This is a genomic window from Bradyrhizobium sp. USDA3010, assembly GCF_056429065.1.
On the sequence record NZ_JBWJZD010000009.1, the window covers coordinates 101,878 to 126,067 of the forward strand.

The window sequence follows — 24,190 nt, forward strand, 5'->3', positions numbered from 1 at the left end:
ACCTCATGGCACTGCCGCCGCGAGCGTGCCGGCCGGTGTCCAGCCGCCGCCGAGCGCCTGGAACAAGCTGCTGGCCGCCAGCAGCTTGTTGAGCCGCACCGACACCAGGTTGAGTTCAGCCGTGAACAGCGTCTGCTGTGTCTGCAGCACCGTGATCAGATTGACCGTGCCGCCGCGTAGCTGGGTCTCGGAGACCTCGAACGCCTTGCGCGAGCTCGCCACCACGTCGGACTGCAGCCGCTCCTGCAGCGTATATTTCTGCAACGCGATCAGCGCCTTCTCGACATCGGCGAAGGCCGACAGCACCGCCTTGCGATAGGCCTGCAGGTTTTGCAATTGCTGGCCCTTGGCGAGCTTGAGCTGGCTCTCCAGCAGGAAGCCGTCGAACAGCGGCTGCGTCAGCCCGGCCGCGAGCGTGTAGTACCAGGCGCCCGGCGCGAACAGCGAGGCGAGCGCCGCGCTCTGGAAGCCCGTGGTGCCGGTCAGCTGGATCTGCGGGAAGAACGCCGCCCGCGCCGCGTCGACGCTGAAATTAGAGGCCGCGAGCTGCGCCTCGGCCTGACGGACGTCAGGCCGCTGGTAGAGCAATTCCGACGGCATCCCCGGTGTGATGCGCGGCACCGAGATCTGCGTCGTGCTGCCGCCGCGCACCGCGAAATCGGCCGGCGCGCGCGCCACCAAGAGGGCGAGCGCGGCGGTGTTCTGCCCCAGCGTCACCTCGAGCGGCGGGATCGCCGCGCGTTGCGTGGCGACCAGCGCCTCCTGCTGCGACAGGTCGAGCTGCGAGGCGGTGCCGCCGGCGAACTGCGACTTGATCAAAGCCAGGATGCGCTCGGCCGCCGCCAGATTGCGCCGGGTGGCCTTGATCTGGTCCTGCGCCGCCAGCACCTGGAAATAGGTGTTGGCCACCGTCGCCATCGTAGTCAGCGCGACCACCTCGCGATTGTAGCGGGCGACCGTCGCGCTCTCCTCCGACGCCGACAACGTCGCGCGGTTCTTGCCCCAGAAGTCGACGATGTAGCTCGCGCTCAGCCCCAGACTGTACTGCGAGAACGTACCGCTGCTCCCGCCGAGCACCGAGCTCGATCCCGTCGCGATCTTTTGACGCTCGGCATTCGCCGATCCCGAGATCGACGGCAGCAGCGCGGCGCCGGACACGCCGGCCTGCGCGTCGGCCTGCACGATCTGGGCGATCGCCACCGCGATATCGAGATTGTAAAGCTGCGCGGATTCCATCAGCCCTGTCAGCTCGGGCGAGCGGAAGCCGCGCCACCAGGCGAGCGCCGGAACGGCGGCGTCGGCATCGCCCTTGGTCGCGGCGCGATAGCTCGCCGGCACTTCGAGACTGAGCTCGGGTTTCTCCACCCCGGGGATGCAGCCGGTCAGGCCAAGGCTCAGACCAAGGCTGAGGCCGCCGAACGCGGCCACGCGCCGAAACCGGACCGGTTTCCGCAATATTCGAAGACTAAGCAACGCTGCACCTGTCGGCATTTACTCGCCCGGTTGAAGTGAGGAGCCCGGCATCCGCACGGCGCCGCCGCGGCGGACGCGCAGGGCCCACAAGCGGAACCGGTCGAGATAGAGGTAGATGACCGGCGTCGTGTAAAGCGTCAGGACCTGGCTCAGGATCAGGCCGCCGACGATGGCGATGCCGAGCGGCTGCCGCAGCTCGCCGCCGTCGCCCATCCCGATCGCGAGCGGCACCGCGCCGAGCAGCGCGGCCATCGTCGTCATCATGATGGGACGAAAGCGCAGCAGGCATGCCTCCTTGATCGCCTCGAGCGGCTCCAGCCCGCGCCTGCGTTCCGCGTCCAGCGCAAAGTCGATCATCATGATGGCGTTCTTCTTCACAATGCCGATCAGCAGGATGACGCCGATCAGCGCCATGATACTGAACTCGGTTTTGAATGCCATCAGCGCCAGCAAGGCACCCACACCTGCCGAGGGCAGTGTGGACAAGATGGTCAGCGGATGGACGTAGCTCTCATAGAGCACGCCCAGCACGATGTAGATCGTGACGATCGCGGCCAGGATCAGGAACGGCTGGTTGCTGAGCGAATCCTGGAACGCCTTGGCGGAGCCCTGGAAGGTGCCGCGGATCGTCGCCGGGACGCCGATCCGGTTCATCGTCGCCCCGATGCTGCCGACCGCAGTGCTCAGCGACACGTTCGGCGGCAGGTTGAACGAGATGGTGTTGGCGACCAGGAGGCCCTGGTGATTGACCGCAAGCGGCGTCGCGCCCTGCTTGAACTCCGCCACCGCCGACAGCGGGATCATGGTCTCGCTGTTGGTCGAGACGGCCGATCCGGTCGAGGCGACGCCCTTCCCGGTCGAGCCGATCGAATTGGTCGCCTGGTTGCGCGCGGCCTGGGCATTGGCTGAACTCGCCGCGCTCGAGATTCCCGGCGCCACCACGGTGCCGGCCACCGCGTTGGTCGATTGCGAGCCGCCGACCGATCCGCCCGACGTGCTGATGTAGACGTCCTTCAGCGTCTCGGGGTTCTGCCAGTAGCGCGGCGCGACCTCCATGATGACGTGGTACTGGTTGCGCGCGACATAGATCGTCGACACCTGACGCTGGCCGAAGGCGTCGTAGAGGGTGTTGTCGATCTGGCTCACGGTGATGCCGAGCCGGGCCGCAGCATCGCGGTCGATCACGAGGTCGGATTCAAGGCCTTTGTTCTGCTGGTCGCTGTTGACGTCGGCAAGGTTCGGATCGCGCTGCAAGGCCGCGGTGATCTTCGGCGTCCAGTCGTTGAGCTCCTCCAGCGTCGAGCCCTGCAGCGTGTACTGATACTGCGCATTCGACTGCCGCCCGCCGACCCGGATGTCCTGCACCGCTTGCAGGAACAGGCTGGCGCCGGGTACCACCGACATCTCGCGGCGCAGGCGTGAAATCACGCCGTCGGCGCCGATCTTGCGCTGGTCGAGCGGGCGCAGCGAGACGAACACGAAGCCGGAATTGGTCTGGCCGCCGCCGGTGAAGCCGACCACCGTCTCCACCGCCGGATCCTTCTGGATGATGCCGACGAACTGCGCGAGCTTCTGCTGCATCAGCTGGAACGAGACGCTCTGGTCGGCCTGGATCGAGCCGACCAACCGCCCGGTGTCCTGCTGCGGGAAGAAGCCCTTCGGGATCACGCTGTAGAGATAGAAGTTGAGGCCGAACACCGCCGCCAGGATCAGCATCACCGAGACCGGATGCCGCAACGCGGCCGTCAGCGTCCTGCGGTAGAAATTCAGCATCGCCTCGAAGAAGCGCTCGCTGGCCCAATAGAGCCGGCCGTGGCCGCCGCTGTCCGGCTTGAGCAGCACGGCGCACATCATCGGGGTGGTCGCCAGCGAGACCGCGAGCGAGATCAGGATCGAGATCGAGATCGTCATCGCGAACTCGCGAAACAGCCGCCCGACGATGCCGGCCATCAGCAGGATCGGGATGAACACCGCGATCAGCGAGATGCTCATCGACAGCACGGTGAAGCCGACCTCGTTGGCGCCCTTCAGCGCCGCCTCGAGCGGGCTCAGGCCCTCCTCGATGTAGCGGGTGACGTTCTCCAGCACGACGATGGCGTCGTCGACCACGAAGCCGGTCGCCACCGTCAGCGCCATCAGCGACAGATTGTCGAGGCTGTAGCCGATCAGGTACATCGCGCCGAAGGTTGCGACCAGCGACACCGAGACCGCCACCACCGGAATCAAGGTGGCGCGCAAATTGCGCAGGAACGCGAACACCACGATGATGACCAGCATCACCGCCAGAACCAGCGTTCGCTCGACGTCGCGGAGCGAGGTGCGGATGGTTGTCGAGCGATCCACCGCAAGGCCGATGTCGATCGCCGGCGAAATCGAGGCCTGCAATTGCGGCATCAGCCCCTTCACCAGGTCGACGGTCGAGATGATGTTGGCGTTCGGCTGGCGGTAAAGGATGAGCAGCACCGCGGGCTTGCCGTTGGCGAGCCCGGCATTGCGCAGATTCTCGACGCCGTCGGCCACCTCGCCGACATCGGAGAGGTGAACCGGCGCGCCATTGCGATAGGCCACGATCAGCGATCTGTAGTCATCGGCCTTGTTGGCCTGGTCGTTGGCGTAGACCTGGTAGCGCTGGTCGCCGACATCGATGCCGCCCTTGGGGCTGTGGGCGTTGGCGCTCGACAGCGCCGCGCGGACGTCTTCGAGTCCGATGCCGTATTTATAGAGTGCCTGCGGGATCAGATCGACGCGCACGGCGGGCAGCGAGCTGCCGCCGACCACGACCTCGCCGATGCCCTCGACCTGCGACAGCTTCTGCGCCAGCACCGTGGAGGCGGCGTCGTAGAGATCGCCGCGGGTCAGCGTGTCCGACGTCAGCGTCAGGATCAGGATCGGCGCGTCGGCCGGGTTGACCTTGCGGTAGGTCGGATTGCTGCGCAGGCTGGTCGGCAGATCGGCCCGTGCCGCGTTGATCGCGGCCTGCACGTCCCGCGCCGCGCCGTTGATGTCGCGGTTCAGCCCGAACTGCAGCGTTATCCGGGTCGAACCGACCGAGCTCGACGACGTCATCTCCGTCACATCGGCGATCTGGCCGAGATGCCGCTCAAGCGGGCTCGCGACCGTGGTCGCGACGTCCTGCGGGCTGGCGCCGGGCAGCGTCGCCTGCACCGAGATGGTCGGAAAATCCACCTGCGGCAGCGGCGACACCGGCAGCTTGAAGAACGCCACAAGGCCGGCCGCCGCGAGCCCGAACGTCAACAGCGTGGTTGCGACCGGCCGGCGGATAAAGGGCGTTGACGGATTCATGGCTCAACGCGACCCGCTCGCCTCGCCGACCTCGTCCGCCCGCCCGGCAAACCGCAGCGCCAGGCGATCGAACCAGAGATAGATCACCGGCGTCGTGAACAGGGTCAGCATCTGGCTCACCAGCAGGCCGCCGACGATCGAGATGCCGAGCGGATGCCGGAGCTCGGAGCCGGCGCCGCTGCCGAGCATCAGCGGCAGCGCGCCGAGCACAGCGGCCATCGTCGTCATGATGATCGGCCGGAACCGCAACAGGCAGGCCTGGTAGATCGCCTCCCGCGGCGGCTTGCCCTCGTTGCGCTCGGCATCGAGCGCGAAGTCGATCATCATGATAGCGTTCTTCTTCACGATGCCGATCAGGAGAATGATGCCGATGATCGCGATGATGGTGAGGTCCTGGCCGGCCATCATCAGCGCCAGCAGCGCGCCGATGCCGGCGGACGGCAGCGTCGACAGGATGGTCAGCGGATGGATGAAGCTCTCATAGAGCACGCCCAGCACGATATAGACCGTGATGATCGCGGCCAGGATCAGGAACAGCTGGTTGGAGAGCGAGGACTGGAACGCCAGCGCCGCGCCCTGGAAGCTCGTGATCATGCCGAGCGGCTGGTTGATGTCGGCCTGCGCCTGCTTGATCGCGGTCACCGCGCCGCCGAGCGAAGCGCCCGGGGCCAGGTTGAACGAAACGGTTGCCGACGGAAACTGGCCGAGGTGCGAGACCTGCAGCGGCGCGGTCTCGACCCGCATCCTGGCCATGACGGACAGCGGCACCGGCGTCGAGCCCACCGATGACGGCAGATAGATCGACGACAGCGAATCCAGCGAGTTCTGCAGCGACGGATCGGCCTCGAGGATGACGCGGTACTGGTTCGAATTGGTGAAGACGGTGGAGACGATGCGCTGGCCGTAGGAATCGTACAGTGCATTGTCGATCGTTGCCGGCGTGATGCCGAACCGCGCGGCCTGGTCGCGGTCGATGTCCACGAACACCGAAAGCCCCTGCGCGGAGATATCGCTGGTGACGTCGCTGAGCTCGGGCAATTCCCTGAGCTTGTCGACCAGCTTCGGCGTCCATTCCGCGAGTTCGCTCGGATCGGCGTCCTGCAGGATGAACTGATACTGCGTCCGGCTCACCGTGCCTTCGATGGTGAGGTCCTGCACCGGCTGCATGTAGAGCGTGATGCCGGTCAGCGCCGCCGTGCTCGCCTTGATCCGGTCCATCACCGTGGAGACGCCGGCCTTGCGCTGCTCATACGGCTTCAGGTTGATCAGGATGCGGCCGCTGTTGAGCGTGGTGTTGGTGCCGTCGACGCCGATGAACGACGACAGGCTCTCGACATCAGGATCCTTCAGGATCGCGCTGGCGAGCCGCTGCTGCCGCTCGGCCATCGCCGCATAGGACACCGATTGCGGCGCCTCCGAGATCGCCTGGATCACGCCGGTGTCCTGCACCGGAAAGAAGCCCTTGGGGATGACGACATAGAGCAGCGCCGTGAGCCCAAAGGTGGCGAGCGCGATCAACAGAACGAACGTCTGGCGATCCAGCACCCAGTTGAGCATCCGGCCGTAGATCGCGATGACGGCGTCGAAGCCTTCCCGGCTGAGCCGCTGGAAGGTGTTCTCGCGCGTCATGCTCTCCGGCTTCAGGAGTTTCGCGCAGGCCATCGGCACCAATGTCAGCGACACCACGGCGGAGATCAGGATCGTGACCGACAGCGTGATGGCGAATTCGCGGAACAGGCGACCGACGACGTCTCCCATGAACAGCAGCGGGATCAGCACCGCGATCAGCGACACCGTCAGCGAGATGATGGTGAAGCCGATCTGCTCGGAGCCGCGCAGCGCCGCCTCGAGTGGAGATTCGCCCTCCTCGATATAGCGCGAGATGTTCTCGATCACGACGATGGCGTCGTCGACCACGAAGCCGGTCGCGATCGTCAGCGCCATCAGCGACAGATTGTTCAGGCTGAATCCGAACAGATACATCGCGCCCAGCGTGCCGACCAGCGAGAGCGGCACCGACAGGCTCGGGATCAGCGTGGCGCGGGTCGAGCGCAGGAACACGAAGATCACCAGCACGACCAGGATCACCGCAAGCGCCAGCTCGTATTCGACGTCGCGGACCGAGGCCCGGATCGTCACGGTCCGGTCGGTCAGGATGTTGAGATCGATCGCGGCCGGCAGCGTCGCCTGCAGCTGCGGCAGCAGGTCCTTGATACCCTGGACCACCGAGATCACGTTGGCGCCGGGCTGGCGCTGGATGTTGAGGATGATCGCCTGGGTTTCGTTCATCCAGGCGCCGAGCTTGTCGTTCTGCGCGCCGTCGACGACGTTGCCGACGTCGCTGAGGCGAACCGGCGAGCCGTTCTTGTAGGCGATGATCAGCGAGCGGTAGTCGCTGGCATTGCGGATCTGGTCGTTGGCATTGATGGTGTAGGCGCGCATCGCGCCGTCGAAATTGCCCTTCGGCGTGTTGACGTTGGCGTTGCCGAGCGTGGTGCGGAGATCGTCGATGTTGAGACCATAGGCCGCAAGCTTGCGGATGTCGGCCTGGATCCGCACCGCGGGCCGCTGGCCGCCGCTGATGCTGACGAGGCCGACGCCGGGCAGCTGCGAGATCTTCTGCGCCAGCCGGGTGTCGACGAAATCCTGCACCTGCGTCAGCGGCATGGTCTTCGAGGTCAGGCCCAGCGTCAGGATCGGCGCGTCAGCCGGATTGACCTTGGCGTAGATCGGCGGCGCCGGCAGGTCCGACGGCAAGAGATTGCCCGCGGCGTTGATCGCGGCCTGCACCTCCTGCTCGGCGACGTCGAGCGAGATCGACAGGCCGAACTGCAACGTGATCACGGACGAGCCGGCCGAGCTCACCGAGCTCATCTGGTTCAGATTCGGCATCTGGCCGAATTGCACCTCGAGCGGCGCCGTCACCGACGACGTCATCACGTCGGGGCTGGCGCCCGGATAGAAGGTCTGCACCTGAATGGTCGGATAATCGACCTCAGGCAGCGCCGCGACGGGGAGGAATCTGAACGCCAGCATGCCCGACAGCATGATGGCGATCATCATCAGGGTCGTCGCCACCGGCCGCAGGATGAATGGCCGCGACGGGTTCATTTCTTCTGCCCGTCCGCGGCACCCCTGTGGTTGCCGCCTCCCGCCTTGTCGGGATCGGCGCCACCCTTGCTATCTGCCTTGGTGTCTCCCTTGCCGTCTCCCTTGCCGTCTCCCTTGGCGGCCCCATTCGCCGCGCCTTTGGCCGCGCCGGCCGGGCTTGCGGCATCGGCGGCGGAGCGCACCACCACCTTGGCGCCCTCGCGCAGCTTGTCGGCGCCGTCGATCACGATGCGGTCGCCGGGCACAAGCCCCGACAGCACCTCGACACGGTCGCCGTCGGTGACGCCGATCTTGACCGGCCGAACCGAGACCGTGCTGTCGGCGTTGACGAGATAGACGAAGGTGCCGGGGACGCCGCGCTGGATGCCGGCGGTCGACATCGTCGTGGCATCCTTGTGGGTGTCGAGCAGCAGGCGGATGTTGACGAACTGGTTCGGATACAGCGTGCGCTTGTCGTTCTCGAACTGGGCGCGCAGCTTGATCGTGCCGGTGGTCGCATCGATCTGGCTGTCGAAGGTCTGCAGCGATCCCTCGGCGAGCTTGTTGGCGCCGCTGCGGTCATAGGCCGCCGTCGGCAGCACCGCGCCCTCCTTCAACCGCTTGGCGACCGCCTGCAGATTGTCCTCCGGCAGCGTGAACAGCACGCTGATCGGCTCGAGCTGCGTGATCACGACAAGGCCGTTGGTGTCGCCCGCCGTCACATAGTTGCCGAGATCCACCTGGCGCAACCCGACCCGCCCGTTGATCGGCGAGACGATGCGACAATATTGCAGATTCACTTCGGCCGACTTCACCGACGCACGGTCGGCCTCGACCGTGCCCTGATACTGCGCGACCAGCGCAACCTGGGTGTCGAGCTGCTGATGCGGCACCGCGTTCTGCGCGGCGAGGTTCTGATAGCGGGTGAGATCGACCTGGGCACCCTTCAGCTGCGCTTCGTCGCGGGCGAGCTGTCCCTTGGCCTGCGCCAGCGTCGCCTCATAGGGACGCGAATCGATCTCGGCGATCAGGTCACCCTTCTTGACCTCGTCGCCTTCCTTGAAATCGATCTTCATCAGGTAGCCGCTGATCTGACTCCTGATCGTCACGGTCGCGAGCGACGTCACGGTGCCGAGCGCATTGAGTCTGACGCCGATATCGCCCTTGCCGACGGCCTCCGGCACGATCGACATCGGCCCGGCGTTGCGCCCGCCGCCGGCCTGCGGCGGGGCGGCCTGCTGCCGCGTCCACCAGACGATGCCGGCGAGCACCGCCAGCACGACGCACCCTGTCAGAAACCCTCGCCCGCGCGATGGCCGCCTGGTTTGCTCGGGCGCCACGATAGACGGGTCTTTGATATGCTGGTCCATAACTTGCCCACGAAGAAACACGAATGAGCCGGTGCGGCTCTATGTGTCCCCTGAAATCCGCGCGCGCCACATTCGAGGAAGCATTTTGGACGCTTCCGTCAGACAAAGCGCGTTAAGAATCGGAAAGGAAGGTCCTCCTTCCCGATCGGCCGCTGTTTCTCGCTGGATTGTGGCTATTTTACCCGATCGTTTGTAGCCAGGGCAACACGATCAGCAACAATCCTGCAAAGTAGATTACGCCGAAGATCAGCCCGAACTTCCAGAAGTCGCCTTTGCCGATATAGCCGCTGCCGTAATACATCGGCGCCGGTCCGGTGGCGTAGGGCGAGATCACGCCCATCAGCCCGAGCGAATAGACGCACAGCAGCATCAGGGTCTGCACCGACAGGCCGGGAATGCTGGAGCCGACGGCGAGCACCACCGGCAACACGGCGGCGGTATGCGAGGTGATGCTCGAGAAGAAATAGTGGATCCAGAAGAAGAATGTGACGAGCAGGATCATCCCGACCAGCGGCGACGTGCCGGACAGCGGCTTCGCATAACCCTCGGCGACCCATTTGATGAAGCCGATCTCGTTGAGACCTGACGACAGCGTGAGCAGCGAAGTGAAATAGAAGAAGACCTCCCACGCGCTCTTCTCGGCGACGATGTCCTCGAACACGATCACGCCTGACAGCAGCATCAGCGAGATCACGACGAATACCACCGTGGTCGCGTTGATGAAGTTCGAGCCGAGCAGCGGCACGCTGATATTGGGATTGGAGCCGCAGATCCACAGGAACATCGCGAGCAGTACCAGCACCGCCATGATCCATTCGTGCCGCGACGGCGGCCCCATCTTGGCGAGTTCGCCCTCGCTCCAGGTCACGATCTCCGGGCTTTCCTTGATCTCCGGCCGGCAGACGGCGTAGCTCAGCAGCGGCACCAGCAGCAGCAAGAGGATGCCGAGCGGCGCGAAGCCGATGAACCATTGCGACCAGCCGACCTCGATGTTGACAAGCTTCTTGGCGATCGAGAGCGCGGCGGCGTTCGGCGCCAGCGCGGTCAGAAACAGCGAGCTGGTGACGGCCGTGGTCGCAAACGCTGTCCACATCACGAAGGTGCCGATCTTGCCTGCGGTCGGACCCGGCTCGGAGCCGTAGATGCGCGGGATGTTGCTGACGATCGGATAGATGGTGCCGCCCGAGCGCGCGGTGTTGGACGGCGTCGCCGGCGCCAGCACCAGATCGGAGAACGCCACCGCATAGCCGAGCCCGATGGTGCGGCGGCCGAGCCCGCGCACCAGAAGCAGCGCCAGCCGGCGGCCGAGCCCGCTCTTGCGATAGCCGATCGAGAACACGAAGGCGCCGACGATCAGCCACACCGTGCTCTCGGAAAAGCCGGCGAGCATCCAGCGCAGCGACTTGTTCGGGTCGGGCTCGACATAACCGCCGACGCCGGCGACCGTCAGTCCGATCAGGCCGACCGCGCCGACCGGCATCGATTCGAGGATCAGCCCGGTGATGACGGCGGCGAACACCGCAAAATAGTGCCACTGATTGGCGTTCAGCCCTGATGGCACCGGGATCAGATAGATCACCAGCCAAACCAGCAGCGGCGCAAACGTCCGCCATGACGATTTCATGCAGCGTCCCCCTCACCTGTGTCGATTGTCGGCGCCCAAGCCGCCATGTCCCGGGCGGCGGGGCCATCTTTTTGTGGCAATGTAGCATGGCCGCGCAGTCCGTCTCGGGAAACTGCGGCGGAATGGCGCGGCTTGTGGAGGAACCGGCGCGTTTCGTCAACACGTCGCGACCCCGTGGCAGGCCCCATCGCAAGACGGCCCGCGCTTTGCTATCTTCGCCGGCATGACCTCACGCGACTCCGCCTCCTCCGAGATCACGCCCGAGGTGCTGCTGCGCGCCTATGCCTGCGGCATCTTCCCGATGGCGGAGAGCGCCGACGACCCGACCCTGTTCTGGGTCGAGCCGGAATTGCGCGGCGTGATTCCATTCGACGGCTTCCGGGTCGCCTCCCGCCTGGCGCGCACCGTGCGCTCGGATGTGTTCACCGTCACCGTCGATACCGCGTTCAAGGCCGTGATCGCCGGTTGCGCGGCGCCGCAGCCCGGCCGCGACGACACCTGGATCAACAAGCGCATCCGCGACCTCTATGTCGGGCTGCACGCGTCAGGCCATTGCCACAGCGTCGAGGTCTGGCAGGACGACAATCTGGTCGGCGGCCTCTACGGCGTCAGCCTCGGCCGCGCCTTCTTCGGCGAAAGCATGTTTCACACCACGCGTGACGCCTCGAAGGTCGCGCTGGTGCATCTGGTGGCGCGGCTGATCGCGGGCGGGTTCGAGCTGCTCGACACGCAATATGTGACCGAGCATCTGAAGACGTTCGGTGCGGTGGAGATTTCGCGCCGCCGCTATCGCGCGCTGCTCGACAAGGCGATCGCAGGTGCGCCGGCGGAATTCCGCAAGCTCGACACCACGCAGCCGGTCAAGGGTGCCGACGCGCTGGCGATCATCGCCGCGCGCAATTGATGTAATCGCGTAGCAAGTAGCCCGGATGGAGCGAAGCGCAGTCCGGGAGCGTCTCTCCGCGGAGAGAAACCCGGATTTCGCTTCGCTCCATCCAGGCTACGCAGTTTCGCCTAATTCCCGAACAATCCGCCGAACAACCCGCCCGGCCGCTGCTGGGGCGGCGGAGGTGGCTGCTGCTGGTATTGCGGCAGCGGTTGCGGCGGCGGACGCGGCGCTGCCTGCTTCGGCGGCGCGCGCTTCTGGGCCGGCGGCGGAGGCGGCGTCGGCGCCTTCGGCGGATCGGGCGCGGCGGTCACGATGGTCTGGTCCGGCCCTTTGCAGTCGGTCAGCCAGATGTCGTAGATCGGATGCTCGACGCCGTGCAGGCCGGGGCTCGCCGCGAACATCCAGCCGGAGAAGATTCGCTTCACCTCGCCCTGCAGCGTGATCTCGTCGACCTCGACAAAGGCGTCGGTGTTGGCGGCTTCCGTCGACGGCCTGGTGTAGCAGGCATCGGTCTTCACCCGCAGCGCGCCGAACTGCACGGTCTCGCCGATATCCTCGTCGAAATTGATGATGCGTCCGGTGATCTTGTCGAGGCCGGAGAAGCTCGCCTTCTTGTTGGTGATCTTGGTCGACGGCGGCTCCTGCACGACCTCATCGCCCGGCTGCAACGCGGCAGGCGTCTGCGGTGGGGTGCCCTGTGGCGTCCCCTTGGGCTGACGCTGCCCTGGCGGCAGGCCAGGCAGCGGATTGGCACCGGGCGGTGTGTTGGCAACGGCGGGACCGCCGGGCTGCGGCGGCTGCACGGCAACGCCGGGCGGAGCGACCGTGCTACCTGACGGCGGCGCCAAAGGCTGCGACTGCACGCTGCCGGGCGGCGGCACCGCCTGGCCCGGCGGCAATGCCCGCGGCTGTGTCGGCAGCAGACGGCCGCGCGGCAATTCCGGCACTTCCTCGTCGTCGTCGCTGGGAGGCGCCACCTGGCCACGCGGAATCGAGCCGGGCGGACGCGGCGCGGGATCGGAGAAAATCGTTCCGATCTGCGCGCGCGCGGGCGGCGCAAGCGAGATGGTTGAGGCGGCAACCAAGGCCGCAAAGCCAGTCAGGGCAATGGTTCGAAGCATCTCGCGGGCTTTAAAAGGCGAATCGGGCTCGCGACAGTCTACCTTGATATCGGCCGCTCGCAGGCCACCGGTTAACACGCCGAATACGGCGGGGAAAGGGCGCGCAGACGCCCGTCCCCGGCCCTCCGCCAGGCACTGGTCAACCTCTGGCCACCCTCTGGTCACCCTCTAGTCACTCCTGGGAACACGTGTGATAGTCCTCACGCTGAAGGCGCGCGGCACCGCGTGAAAACCAGGAAAATCCGGATCGAACCGGACCAGCCAGAGGAAACCCAAACATGCCCGATCGCATCAGGCTCGACGGCCGGGTTGCCGTCGTCACCGGGGCTGCCGGCGTCATCGGAACCGCCACGCTCCAGCTGCTCGCCGAACGCGGGGCGCGGATCGTCGCAGTCGACCGCAAGGGGGCCGATCTTGCGGCCGCCATCAAGGACCTGCCCGCCTCGGCCGAGGCTCTCGCGATCACCGCCGACGTCACCGATGAGGACGAGGTCAAGGACTATGTCCGCGCCGCCGTCGACCGCTTCGGCACCATCGACGCCTTCTACAACAACGCCGGCATCGAGGGCGACATCAGGCCGATCCCGGAATATTCGCTGGAGAGCTTTCGCCGGGTGCTCGACGTCAATGTCGTCGGTGTCTTCCTCGGCATGAAATATGTGCTGCCGGTGATGCTGAAGCAGAACAAGGGCAGCATCATCAACACCGCCTCGATCGCCGGCCTGATGGGATCGCCGATGATCGCGGTCTACAGCGCCAGCAAGCATGCGGTGATCGGATTGACCAAGAGCGCGGCCTGGGAATGCACCGGCACCGGCGTGCGCGTCAATTGCGTCTGCCCCGGCATGATCGAGAGCCGGATGCTGAGCACCATTCTGCAAGGCCGCTCCGGCGGCAACGCGCCACCACCGGTCGAGAAGATCGTCGACCGCATCCCGGCACGCCGGCTCGGCCTCGCGAGCGAGGTCGCGTCGATCGTCGCCTTCCTCGCTTCCGACGAGGCGAGCTACGTCTCCGGCTCCGCCTACACCGTCGATGGCGGCCGCACCGCCGCCTGACGCTTCAGTTCAGCATCACAAGAAGGTTCGTTGCCTATGCCCGTCGTTCTCGATCCCGATGCCGCCGCCGTTTACAAGGCCTTCCAGGAGGCCGGCCGGCCCGCCTATGAATCGCTGACCGCACCGGAAGCGCGCGAATATTATCGGGCCGCCCGCATCGTCTCCAATCCCGAGCCGCCGGCGCTTGAATCGAGCAAGGCGCTTGCGATCCCGGCGCCGCACGGCGTGATCCCCGCTCGCATCTACACGCCGAAAACACTGCGCAAGAAGGACGGGCTCGCGCCGTGCCTGGTGTTCTTCCATGGCGGCGGCTGGGTGATCGGCGATCTCGATACCCATGAGGTGGTTTGCCAGAAGCTTGCCCATGAGGGCGAACTGATCGTGATCTCGGTCGATTACCGGCTCGCGCCCGAGCACCGCTTCCCTGCCGCGGTGGACGACGCCGTCACCGCGACCAAATGGGTCGCCGCCAATGCTGGGGATCTCGGCATCGATGCTTCGCGCCTGATCGTCGGCGGCGACAGCGCCGGCGGCAATCTGGCAGCCGTGGTTGCCCTCACCGCTCGCGACGGCGGACCGAAGCTCGCCGCCCAGCTGCTGGTCTATCCTGCGACCGATTTCTCGCGGAAGCATCCCTCGCACCGCGAGCCCGAGACCAGCATCCTCTTGACGCATTCGGTGATCGGCTGGTTCGGCAACCACTATCTCGGCGACGCCGACAACAGCGACTGGCGCGCCTCGCCCGCGCGCGCGAAAGACTTCGCCGGATTGCCGCCGGCCTATGTGCTGACCGCCGGCGCCGATCCGCTGCGCGACGAAGGCGACGAGTATGCGACATTCCTCAGGGATGCCGGCGTGCCCGTGACCTACCGGCATTTCCCCGGCCAGTTCCATGGCTTCTTCACCATGGGCAAACTGCTCAACCAGGCCAATGTCGCGGTGACCGAGATCAGCGCCTGGCTGAAGGCACAGGGCTAGTGTCCTCCTCGATCGAAATCGCCAGGCACACGCTGCTCTCCTGCGGTCTGGTCCTGGCGATCGGTACAGTCGCGGCGCTCTTCGCCCAGAAGGTCAGGATTCCCGACGTCGCGGTATTCCTCATCGTCGGCATCCTGATCGGCCCGCATGCCCTTGGACTTGTCGATATCGCCGCCGATTCCGCGCTGAACCAGATCATCCTGCTGTTCGGCGCAAGCTATATCCTGTTCGACGGCGGCGCGACGCTGCGGCTCGCCGTGCTGAAACAGGTCTGGATCACGATCGCAGTGATCGCGACGGCGGGCGTCGTGATCACTGCGACCATCACGGGACTGGCGGCCAAATTCATTCTCGGCGTTCCCGCGGTCGTGGCGTTCCTGCTCGCGGCAACGCTCGCCTCGACCGATCCGGCGACGCTCGTACCGATCTTCCGCCAGGTTCGCATCAGGGACCGTGTTGCGCAGACCGTGATGAGCGAGTCCGCGTTCAACGACGCCGTGGGGGCAATCATCACCTTCAGCCTACTGGGGATGGCGACAGGCAGCGCGTTCTCGCTCTCCGCCACCTTGTTCGAGCTGGTGGCGCATTCCGCCATCGGTATCGTCGCCGGCATCACGCTGGGCTATCTCGCGGCATTGTTGATCGCTCACGAGAAGTGGGCATTCCTTGCTGAATACGCGCCGGTGGTGACCGTCGTCGCCGTCATCAGCGCCTATTTCGCCGCCGAGGGCCTGCATGCATCCGGCTTCATGGCCGTGTTCGTGTTCGGCATCATGCTCGGCAACAAGGAACGTTTCGGGTTCCAGATGGAGCCGGGCGAAGCGCAGAAGCTCGATGAGTTCGTGCTGACCACGGCCTTCATTCTACGTCTGTTCATTTTCATTCTGCTGGGTGCTCAAGTCAATTTTGCCCTGATGCAGCAGTATTGGCTTGGTGGCGTCGCGGTCACGCTGGTGTTGATGTTCCTTGCGCGCCCCGCGACCGTCTTCCTGTGCGCGCTGCCCGACCGTCGCGCGCGCTGGAGCTTCGCGGAACTGCTGTTCATGTGCTGGACCCGCGAAACCGGCGTCATCCCCGCCGCGCTCGCCGGCCTCATGCTCGGCATGAAGGCGCCGGGAGCGGAGATGATCGCCTCCGTCACCTTCGTCGCGATCCTGACCACGATCCTGATCCAGGCCTCCACCACGCGCTGGCTTGCCGCGAAGCTCGGGCTGCTGGAAGCCGACCAGGGCTGACACTTATTCCGCGCCTATAACGCGCCTCCGGCGTTCGTCTCGCATTCCTATGCGGTCGCGCTGATATTCGATCAGGTCATCAGCGCAGCTTTCGCGCGCATGGGAGATCCCTCCCGGATTGGTGCTGCCATGTCACAAGACAACGATCGGAACCCGTATTCTCTGCCCGCGTGCATCGCGATTCTGCTCGTCTTCGGTGCCGCAACTCTGCTCAGCGGGCTCACAACCTGGCTCTGACCGCCGGCCTCGAGCAGGCTGTCGTAAGCACCATGTTCCGGGTTCTGCTACCGGCGACATGCCAAACGGTCGCAGGCCCCCCGAACAGGGTTGCCCTATGCCTGTCGCTGTGCAAAACGGGCGGTGGGTGTTAGCTGCATGCCGCAGTGACAGGTAAAGCGATGGTCGGGCCACCACGCGGACTGCGTGCGCCCGATGGATCACCGACTGCCCGCCCAGGACCCGCCGCGAGCCCAACGACTTGCCGAGCAGGCGTTCGCCACCCTCCAGCGCTTCCTGCACGTCGAAGCCGTCGGCGGCGGCGTGCTGCTGGCTGCGGCAGCCGCTGCAATGATCTGGGCCAATTCTGCTTTCGCCGACAGCTATCACGCGCTCTGGCACCAGCAATTCTCGATCGGGTTTGGCGGCTTCGTCAGCTCCCGATCGGTGCATTTCTGGATCAACGATGGGCTGATGACGATTTTCTTCCTCGTCGTCGGCATGGAGATTCGGCGCGAGATACATGAAGGCGCGCTGAGCAGGTTCGATCAGGCGATGCTGCCCGTGATCGCGGCAGCCGGCGGCGTCATCGCCCCGGCACTCATCTACATTGGCCTGAATGCCGATCCCGTGCGCGGCCAGGGCTGGGCCGTACCAACGGCAACGGACATCGCCTTTGCCGTGGGGGCGCTCGCTTTGCTGGGACGATCGATCCCGGTCAATTTGCGGGTGTTCCTGCTGGCGCTCGCCATCATCGACGACGTCATCGCGGTGTTGATCATCGCCTTCGTCTACTCCGGCGGACTGGAACTGAGCGGGTTTGTCGTGGCGGCGCTCGGCATTGTGATGGTCGTCGGGCTTCAGCGGATCGGCGTCGGCTCCGCCCTCGCCTACGTTCCGCCGGGCGCGCTGGTCTGGACCGGGCTGCTGATGAGCGGAGCGCATCCGACCCTTGCCGGTGTCGTGCTCGGCCTGATGACCCCGGTGCGGCCGATGCCGCTGCGGGAGCCGCCCCTGCAAATGGTGTCGCGCGTGGTCGCGGAGTTGCGCGACGGCGATGCGGCCTGGAAGGATATCCATCGCATCAGGTCACGGCGCCGTGCGCTCCACCTCGCGCATCGCGAGATGTTGCCACCGGTCGTGCGCGTGCAGACGGCGCTGCATGGCTGGGTCGCCTTCGGCATCATGCCCTTGTTCGCGTTGGCGAACGCCGGCATCAGCCTGACCGCTTCCGGCCTCGCTGCCGGAGCTCAGTCGGTGATGCTGGGGGTGGGGCTTGCCCTCGCCTTGGGAAAACCGGTCGGTGTGGTCGGTGCCACCTGGCTCGCGGTCAAGTCGGGGCGCTGTCGGCTGGCACCCGGCATGACGTGGGGCGGCGTCTGCCTCATCGGCCTGTTGGCCGGAATCGGTTTCACCATGTCGATTTTCACCGCCATGCTCGCCTTCCCCGACGAGGCGCTGCTCAACGCGGCAAAGCTGGGCGTGCTCGGCGGTTCGCTCGCCGCCGCCCTGCTTGGGCTCGGGTGGGGCGTAGCCTACGCGCGTCGTCAGCGCCAAGGGGCAACGGCACACCCCTGACGCTTCGCGGACTGCAAACGAACCCGATCCCCCGACGCCTCGCTCCCCACGCGCGATGCCCGGCGCAGCGATTGTGGCGTGCGATTCGTCGTGCTGCGATGCACAATTAACTTACTTATAAATTGTGGAAAAGCGAGACAAATCCGTTGACATTGCTAAACTCCATTCGCCGTAACAACTTATGGAGCGTTCGCATGAGTGTTAGTGCAGAAGTCCTCGCCCGCGCCCCGATGGAAACGACCGAGGGCGAAATCGACACGGTGAGTACGCATCGCCCACGCAGCAACATTCGGCCTCTCTCGCCGATGCCGGACTACGTCGAGCACCGCAACGGCGTCAACGAGGTGGGCAAGCTATCGGCCGAGGCGGTCGTGCGCGAATACGAAGCGGCGGTGAAGGAGATCGAGGCCCTCGGAACGGAACTGCAATTGGCCGCCAAGAACTGCGAGGTCATGGTGGCGGGTGTCCACGACATGATCGCGGAAATCAAGGAGTTCGCCGCGGGTTACCGCGATCAGGGCAAGCGTTTTTTCCTGCAGATCGAAGCCGTCTCGTTGATGACCACGGAGGTCAGGAATACCTGCGAAGCACTCAAGAAGAAGATCGCGACCGACACGTTGAGCAACTGATATTTCGGCTCGGGCACGTTTGGTGCTCAGCCGTCCGTGGATTTTCAGCGTGTGTGTAAGGTGAATAGCTGCGCTATTCCGGCGCGGCGGAACCGTTAGTTCTATTCAAGACCAGGTCGTTTGAGATCAAGTCGTTCAAGCTCAAGTCATTCAACATCCGGCCCCGCTTCGGCGGGGCCTTTGTGCTCCGGTAAACTCTGTGCGCAGCGTGTCCGCGAATGCGTCGGTGACCGGCTTAACGCACGTCAGGTGCGCGCTCAGCCAAGTCCGTTGCCGGCGGCAAAGCTGAAATCGGGGACCAGCGGTCGCTGAAATCCCTGGCCGGGAGCGCGTCGGTGTCGGAGACGACAACGCCCTCGGTCCGGGGCAGGTGCGACCTGATCGTCGCGGCGGTTGCAGTGACAGCCAGCAGGGTGACGGCCACGAACCCGGTAATCGTTCGATGCTTTGTCATGTAGAACCTCCTCGGGTCCCCAACGCCCACCTAACGTGGGTCACAGGAACCGTCGCGCCGGTTCATCAGTGCGACGACAGCATGGATCGCGTGAGATCGGACAATGAGCTTGTCCCAAACTCAAATTGCCTCTGCCGGCAGCGCCGGTGAGCTTGGCGGCGGTCGCCCATCGGCAGCTCTGTTCGCTTCGTCGCTGGAATGATCGCCCTTCTTTCCAGCAACGCGCCGGAGTTTCCGCAAGTCAACGACCTACCCCGCGCGCGATGCCCGGCGCAGCGATTGCGGCGGCTGGCCGAAGGCGCGGATAAAGGCGCGGCGCATCCGCTCCGGATCGCGGAAGCCGGTGATCTCGGCGACGCGTTCGATCGCCTCGCCCGACGACTGCACGCGTTGCCGCGCCACTTCGATCCTCAACCGTTCAACCGCTTTCGACGGCGTGGTGCCGGTCTCGGCGATGAAGGCGCGGGTGAAATGCCGCGAGCTCATCCCGGCCTTGTCGGCGAGGTCCTCGACCGTCAGCGGCGCGTCGAGATGCTCGCGCGCCCAGGCGAGCAGCGGCCCGAACCGGCCGTTCGGCGCCTTCAATTCCAGCAGCGAGGAAAACTGCGACTGCCCGCCGCTGCGCCGATGATACAGCACGAGCTGCCGCGCCGTGCTCTGCGCGACCTCGTCGCCGTAGTCTTCGGTGATCATGGCGAGTGCGAGATCGATGCCGGCGGTGATGCCGGCCGAGCTCCAGATATTGCCGTCGCGGACGAAGATCTGGTCCGGCTCGAGCTTGACCTTCGGATAGGTCTTCACGAAATGCGGTGTGCGCTGCCAATGCGTGGTGGCGCGGCGGCCGTCGAGCAGGCCGGCCTCGGCCAGCACATAGGCGCCCGAGCAGACGCTGGCGACGCGGATGCCGCGGCTCGCCATCCGCCGCACGAATGACAGCGTGGTCTGACACGTTGCCGGGGTGCGCACGCCGTTGCCGCCCGCGATGATCAGCGTCGTGATCGCCGCCGACGGCTTTAAGCCGCGCGCCAGCATCTCGACGCCGGACGAAGAGCGCACCGGCCCGGCCTTCACCGCGATCGTCTTGATCGCGGGCGGGTTGTTGGCGAAGCGCGCCGCGATCTCGAACGCCGCGATCGGGCCGGCCGCATCGAGCAGCTGGAAGTCGGGAAAGATCAGGATGCCGATCATCTGCAAAATCCTCGCAATGCCGGATCCCCGGAGGCGGCGCCGACGTCTGAAAATGAGGGAATTACGCCATTTTGGACATGAGGCCACCATGGCATCGTGGTTTCGTCAAGCGCTATTTGGAGACCTCCGATGTCCGAACCCCTGCAGATTGGATTGCTCGTCTTCCCGAAGGTGACCCAGCTCGACCTGACCGGCCCGCTGCAGGTGTTCTCCTCTGTCCCCGGCGCCAAAGTGCATCTGATCTGGAAACGGATCGAACCCGTTCCGACGGACTCCGTCATGGTCCTGACGCCGACCACAACCTTTGCCGACTGCCCGCAGCTCGACGTGATCTGCGTGCCCGGCGGGTTCGGCACCGACGACATGGTCGGCGACGAGGAGATGCTCGCCTTCCTGCGCAAGCAGGCCGAGGGAGCCAAATACGTCACGTCGGTCTGCACGGGATCGCTGGTGCTCGGCGCCGCGGGTCTGCTGAAGGGTTACCGCGCCACCACGCATTGGAGTGCGATCGAGTTCCTGGCGGGCTTCGGAGCCATCCCGACCAAGACGCGCGTCTGCGTCGACCGCAACCGCTTCACCGGCGGCGGCGTCACGGCCGGCATCGATTTCGCGCTGACGCTGGTGTCCGAGCTCGTCGATCGCAAGACCGCGGAAGCGATCCAGCTCAGGCTCGAATACAACCCGGCCCCGCCGTTCAATGCCGGTTCGCCCGATACCGCGCCGGCCGAGATCCTCGCCTTTATGAAGGAGCGGATGGGACCGGCACACGCGCGCCGGGGCGAATTGATGAGCCGCGCCGCGGCACGGCTGTCCTGACCCGATCGTGAGACAAAGAAGATCGTGAGACAAAGAAAAAGGCCGCCCGGTTTCCCGAGCGGCCCTTCCTGTCTCACGGCAGCCTCACATTTGCGGGCGATTTCCGGACGTCTGCACCGGGGGCCTATCTCCCGGCCGCATCCAACTCGGAGGCCGCTGCTCATCGGGACAGTCGCGATCTGGAGCCCGATCCGACGCGATGGTCTCCCATCTCCGTAAGATGGCTTCATTGAGCCGCGAAGACGTGCGCGGCGCAAGCGGCCAGTATCGGCAGCAGCCTACCTGTCCCCGCTGTTACCGTTGTCCACAGGCGCGCGTGCGTTGCACGCGCGGCGTTACGCGCGCGCACGTCCGAAACAACAATGCGTGAAGCTCAGCTTCGCGGCGTCCAGGCGTGGTAGTCGCCGGTCGCCTTGGGGCGGCGGCCGCTCGCCAGCGTCGAGCCGGACGGACGGTAGGCCTGCGCGGTGCCGGTCATGTTCGGCAGATGCGGCTTTTCCCATTCCCGCGGCGCGTACGTCTCCTCGGTCGGGGGCACATCAACCGTGTGGTGCAGCCAGCCGTGCCAGCTGGGCGGAATCCGGGACGCTTCGGCATAGCCGTTATAGATCACCCAGCGGCGCTCGAAATGCAGCGTCGGATCGATCTCGCCGCCCTTGGTGCGGTAGTAGCGATTGCCCTGCTCGTCCTCGCCGACCAGCTCGCCGTAGCGCGAGGTCCACAATTGCGTGCCAAAGGTCTGGCCGTTCCACCAGGTGAAGAATTTCAGCAGGAATTGTTTCATGCGCGGCCGGTCGGTTCGAGGCAGTCCGGCTCTGATGCCACCTGAATCTCCAAATGTCCAGCCGCCGCCAAGGTAGCCCGGCACTCCCGGAATGGGTCCGGGTTGCGGGCCCATTGGCGGCCAAATGACGCGGTCACGAGGAGTTTTGTTCACCCGCCATACATGCGCCGCCGGTCAAGCAAAGATGACGGACAATCAATGTCGAGCGCAGGAACGTCCGACCGCAGAGATGGTTAGACATTGTCCGGTTTAATGGAGTCCAAAATGATCAATATGAAGGTTCTGAGCACCGCCGCGGCGCTGGCGCTTGCGCTGCCGTTGGCTGTGGCGCCGACCATCTCGTTCGCCCAGTCTGCCGCACAGATGGGCGCGATGGGCGGTGGCGGTGGTGCGCGCGGCGGCGGTGGCGGTGGCGGTGGCCATGTCGGCGGCGGCGGTGGTGGCTTTGGCGGCGGCCGTGGTGCCGCGATGGGCGGTGGCGGCGGCTGGCAAGGCGGTGGTGGCGGCGGCCACTGGGCCGGTGGCGGCGGCGGTGGTTGGCGCGGCGGCGGTGGCGGCTGGCACGGCGGTTATCACCGTGGCGGCGGCTTCTGGCCAGGCGCGGTTGCGGGCGCAGTCGTCGGTGGAGCCCTCGCCTCGGGCGCGTATTACGGCGGTTATGGCCCCGGATACGGCTACTATGACGACAGCTACGGCTATTACGACGACAGCGCGCCTGTCGCCGTAGAGGTCGCGCCGGGCGGCGATGCAAGCTACTGCGCGCAGCGCTACAGGTCCTACGATCCGGCCTCGGGCACCTATCTCGGCTTTGACGGCCTGCGGCACCCCTGCCCGTAACGACCTCAATGCTTGAATTGGCGAAGGGCGGCGGCAACGCCGCCCTTTCTCATGTCCGCAACGCCACCGCGACGGCCGCAAACGTCACAACAAGCGCCGCGATGTCGCTCATGCTGAGCGGCTCGCGCAGCATGGCCGCTGCCGCCAGCACGCCGACGACGGGCACCAGCAGCGTGCCGATCGACGCGGTCGCCGCCGGCAGCCGCTCCAGCGCCGCGAACCAGCAGACATAGCAAAGACAGAACTGGATCAGCGTCATGTAGAGCATCGACGCCCAGCCGAGCTGCGACAGCGCGGTGAGCTGCGGCTGCTCGATCAGGACGCCGGCGATTGCGATCGGCACGCAGCCGATCGCGAGCTGCCAGGCGGCAAGCGACAGCGGCGGCATTGCGAGCTTGAAGGATTTGGTCAGCACCGTGCCAAGCCCGACGCAGAGCGCGCCCGCGAGCGCGAACAGGAGGCCCGGCAACTTGCCGAGGCTCGCGTCGAGACCGCCACCGCCGATCAGTGCGGCGATGCCGACAAGCGCCACGCCAAGCGCGAGCGCGCGCGGCAGCGACACACGCTCACCGAGCACCGGCCAGGCCACCAGCGCGACCCACACCGGGATCGAGATGCCGAGCACGGCCGCCTCGCTGGCCCGCAGCCAGATCAGTGCCAGGCCCATCGACGCGACCCAGCCGCCGATCGAAAGCGTCGACACCAGCGCAAGCCGCAACCACATGCCGTCAGGGACGCGCACCGGCTGTCCGCGCGCAACTGCCACCAGAGCGAGTGCGATCGCGCCAACCACGCCGCAGAGCCCGCGCGACGACAGCGGCGGCCACTCCGTGAGCAGGAACTTCATGATCGGGAAATTGAGACCCCAGCCGGTCGATGCGACCACCAGGAATGCGAGGCCGAGCGGTGACAGCGGGGCGCGGCCGGCGACTGGAACTGCGGTCATGGACCCGTCGTAATGTGGGCGGACAAATACAAGTGATGGTGTCAGGGCTAGCTGGAAATCTGCTTGTCAGCAAACAGCATATGCATTCTATGATACAGACTTTCCGTCTAGGTTCCGCCTTAATCGGCAGACAGGCCAAGCGAGTCGCCGGCACGCGAGGCCGCAGATAGAGGATGCATCGTGCCGAGCGTTCTCGTGGTCGATGACGACCCGATGGTGTGCGTTGCCATCGAGGTGTGTTTGCAACGCCAGGGCTTCGACGTCACCGTCGCGGATGGCGGTGAAGCGGGCATGCGCGCGCTGGACAAGGCGTCGTTCGACGTCATGCTGGTCGACGTCTTCATGCCGCATATGCGCGGTTTCGAGGCGATCCGCGTCTTCCACGAGCGCGCGCCCCATATTCCCGTGATCGCGATGTCCGGCTATGCCTTCGCCAATGCCGACCGTGCGCCGGATTTCCTGCGGATGACGATCGAGCTCGGCGCGTCAGCGTGCCTGCGCAAGCCGTTTACCCCGCAGGCGCTGGTTGCCGCCGTTAACGAATGTCTTGCGAAGTCCGCTCCTTCTGCTCGTCTTTCCAAATAATTGCTCGTACTAATCG

Annotated in this window: 19 protein-coding genes; 9 read left to right on the forward strand and 10 right to left on the reverse strand. The window is 65.6% G+C overall.

Features of this window, described 5'->3' with window-relative positions:
* Nucleotides 1–3: 3 nt before the first annotated feature.
* The 5 genes from AC066Y_RS16445 to AC066Y_RS16465 all read right to left on the reverse strand — a co-directional run bounded on the left by AC066Y_RS16445 (nt 4) and on the right by AC066Y_RS16465 (nt 10,860).
* A complete protein-coding gene (locus AC066Y_RS16445; RefSeq protein WP_478274792.1) occupies nt 4–1,491 on the reverse strand; it encodes an efflux transporter outer membrane subunit in 1,488 nt (495 codons plus the stop codon).
* A complete protein-coding gene (locus tag AC066Y_RS16450; protein WP_478274793.1) occupies nt 1,492–4,776 on the reverse strand; it encodes an efflux RND transporter permease subunit in 3,285 nt (1,094 codons plus the stop codon). It abuts the gene before it with no gap.
* A gap of 3 nt (nt 4,777–4,779) precedes the next feature.
* Nucleotides 4,780–7,887 carry an MdtB/MuxB family multidrug efflux RND transporter permease subunit gene (locus AC066Y_RS16455; RefSeq protein ID WP_478274794.1) on the reverse strand — a complete coding sequence of 1,036 codons (3,108 nt, stop codon included), beginning with the start codon at nt 7,885–7,887 and terminating at the stop codon, nt 4,780–4,782.
* Entirely contained in the window at nt 7,884–9,146 is a 1,263-nt protein-coding gene (locus AC066Y_RS16460) for an MdtA/MuxA family multidrug efflux RND transporter periplasmic adaptor subunit (protein ID WP_478274795.1), read from the reverse strand. Before AC066Y_RS16460 ends, AC066Y_RS16455 begins: the two co-directional genes overlap by 4 nt.
* A gap of 268 nt (nt 9,147–9,414) precedes the next feature.
* Nucleotides 9,415–10,860 carry a DASS family sodium-coupled anion symporter gene (locus AC066Y_RS16465; protein ID WP_478274796.1) on the reverse strand — a complete coding sequence of 482 codons (1,446 nt, stop codon included), beginning with the start codon at nt 10,858–10,860 and terminating at the stop codon, nt 9,415–9,417.
* Nucleotides 10,861–11,083: 223 nt separating this feature from the next.
* Between AC066Y_RS16465 and aat the strand changes: the two genes are divergently transcribed.
* A complete protein-coding gene (gene aat, locus AC066Y_RS16470; RefSeq protein WP_478274797.1) occupies nt 11,084–11,764 on the forward strand; it encodes a leucyl/phenylalanyl-tRNA--protein transferase in 681 nt (226 codons plus the stop codon).
* Between the two features lie 110 nt (nt 11,765–11,874).
* On the opposite strand, the gene AC066Y_RS16475 is transcribed toward aat, so the two are convergent.
* Nucleotides 11,875–12,870, reverse strand: a complete 996-nt coding sequence (locus AC066Y_RS16475; RefSeq protein WP_478274798.1) for a DUF2155 domain-containing protein — start codon at nt 12,868–12,870, stop codon at nt 11,875–11,877.
* Between the two features lie 278 nt (nt 12,871–13,148).
* Here AC066Y_RS16475 and AC066Y_RS16480 point away from each other — a divergent pair, with 278 nt between their 5' ends.
* The 5 genes from AC066Y_RS16480 (at nt 13,149) to AC066Y_RS16500 (ending at nt 18,564) form a co-directional block, all read left to right on the forward strand.
* Complete coding sequence (locus AC066Y_RS16480) at nt 13,149–13,928, forward strand: SDR family NAD(P)-dependent oxidoreductase (protein ID WP_456723320.1); 780 nt, start codon at nt 13,149–13,151, stop codon at nt 13,926–13,928.
* A gap of 36 nt (nt 13,929–13,964) precedes the next feature.
* The gene (locus AC066Y_RS16485) at nt 13,965–14,906 is read left to right on the forward strand and encodes an alpha/beta hydrolase (protein ID WP_478274799.1); all 942 of its coding nucleotides are present in this window, start codon (nt 13,965–13,967) and stop codon (nt 14,904–14,906) included.
* Nucleotides 14,906–16,141 (forward strand): cation:proton antiporter, encoded by a 1,236-nt coding sequence (locus tag AC066Y_RS16490; RefSeq protein WP_478274800.1) that lies wholly within the window; start codon nt 14,906–14,908, stop codon nt 16,139–16,141. Before AC066Y_RS16485 ends, AC066Y_RS16490 begins: the two co-directional genes overlap by 1 nt.
* Nucleotides 16,142–16,573: 432 nt before the next feature.
* Nucleotides 16,574–17,935 carry a Na+/H+ antiporter NhaA gene (gene nhaA / locus AC066Y_RS16495; protein WP_478274801.1) on the forward strand — a complete coding sequence of 454 codons (1,362 nt, stop codon included), beginning with the start codon at nt 16,574–16,576 and terminating at the stop codon, nt 17,933–17,935.
* 194 nt (nt 17,936–18,129) lie between these two features.
* Complete coding sequence (locus AC066Y_RS16500) at nt 18,130–18,564, forward strand: hypothetical protein (RefSeq protein WP_456655909.1); 435 nt, start codon at nt 18,130–18,132, stop codon at nt 18,562–18,564.
* A gap of 235 nt (nt 18,565–18,799) precedes the next feature.
* Here AC066Y_RS16500 and AC066Y_RS16505 read toward each other — a convergent pair whose 3' ends face one another.
* A complete protein-coding gene (locus tag AC066Y_RS16505; RefSeq protein ID WP_478274802.1) occupies nt 18,800–19,018 on the reverse strand; it encodes a hypothetical protein in 219 nt (72 codons plus the stop codon).
* 249 nt (nt 19,019–19,267) lie between these two features.
* Nucleotides 19,268–20,206 (reverse strand): GlxA family transcriptional regulator, encoded by a 939-nt coding sequence (locus tag AC066Y_RS16510; protein ID WP_478274803.1) that lies wholly within the window; start codon nt 20,204–20,206, stop codon nt 19,268–19,270.
* Nucleotides 20,207–20,335: 129 nt separating this feature from the next.
* Here AC066Y_RS16510 and AC066Y_RS16515 point away from each other — a divergent pair, with 129 nt between their 5' ends.
* Nucleotides 20,336–21,022, forward strand: coding sequence for a DJ-1/PfpI family protein (locus tag AC066Y_RS16515; RefSeq protein WP_478274804.1), 687 nt, complete (start codon nt 20,336–20,338; stop codon nt 21,020–21,022).
* Nucleotides 21,023–21,395: 373 nt separating this feature from the next.
* On the opposite strand, the gene AC066Y_RS16520 is transcribed toward AC066Y_RS16515, so the two are convergent.
* Nucleotides 21,396–21,806: an NADH:ubiquinone oxidoreductase subunit NDUFA12 gene (locus AC066Y_RS16520; protein ID WP_478274805.1), complete on the reverse strand. Its 411-nt coding sequence runs from the start codon at nt 21,804–21,806 to the stop codon at nt 21,396–21,398.
* Nucleotides 21,807–22,070: 264 nt separating this feature from the next.
* Here AC066Y_RS16520 and AC066Y_RS16525 point away from each other — a divergent pair, with 264 nt between their 5' ends.
* A complete protein-coding gene (locus tag AC066Y_RS16525; RefSeq protein ID WP_478274806.1) occupies nt 22,071–22,643 on the forward strand; it encodes a BA14K family protein in 573 nt (190 codons plus the stop codon).
* A gap of 49 nt (nt 22,644–22,692) precedes the next feature.
* Here the strand turns inward: AC066Y_RS16525 and AC066Y_RS16530 are convergent, their stop codons facing one another.
* Nucleotides 22,693–23,589, reverse strand: a complete 897-nt coding sequence (locus tag AC066Y_RS16530; RefSeq protein WP_478274807.1) for a DMT family transporter — start codon at nt 23,587–23,589, stop codon at nt 22,693–22,695.
* Nucleotides 23,590–23,769: 180 nt separating this feature from the next.
* Here AC066Y_RS16530 and AC066Y_RS16535 point away from each other — a divergent pair, with 180 nt between their 5' ends.
* Nucleotides 23,770–24,174, forward strand: coding sequence for a response regulator (locus AC066Y_RS16535; protein ID WP_342722252.1), 405 nt, complete (start codon nt 23,770–23,772; stop codon nt 24,172–24,174).
* Nucleotides 24,175–24,190: the final 16 nt, after the last annotated feature.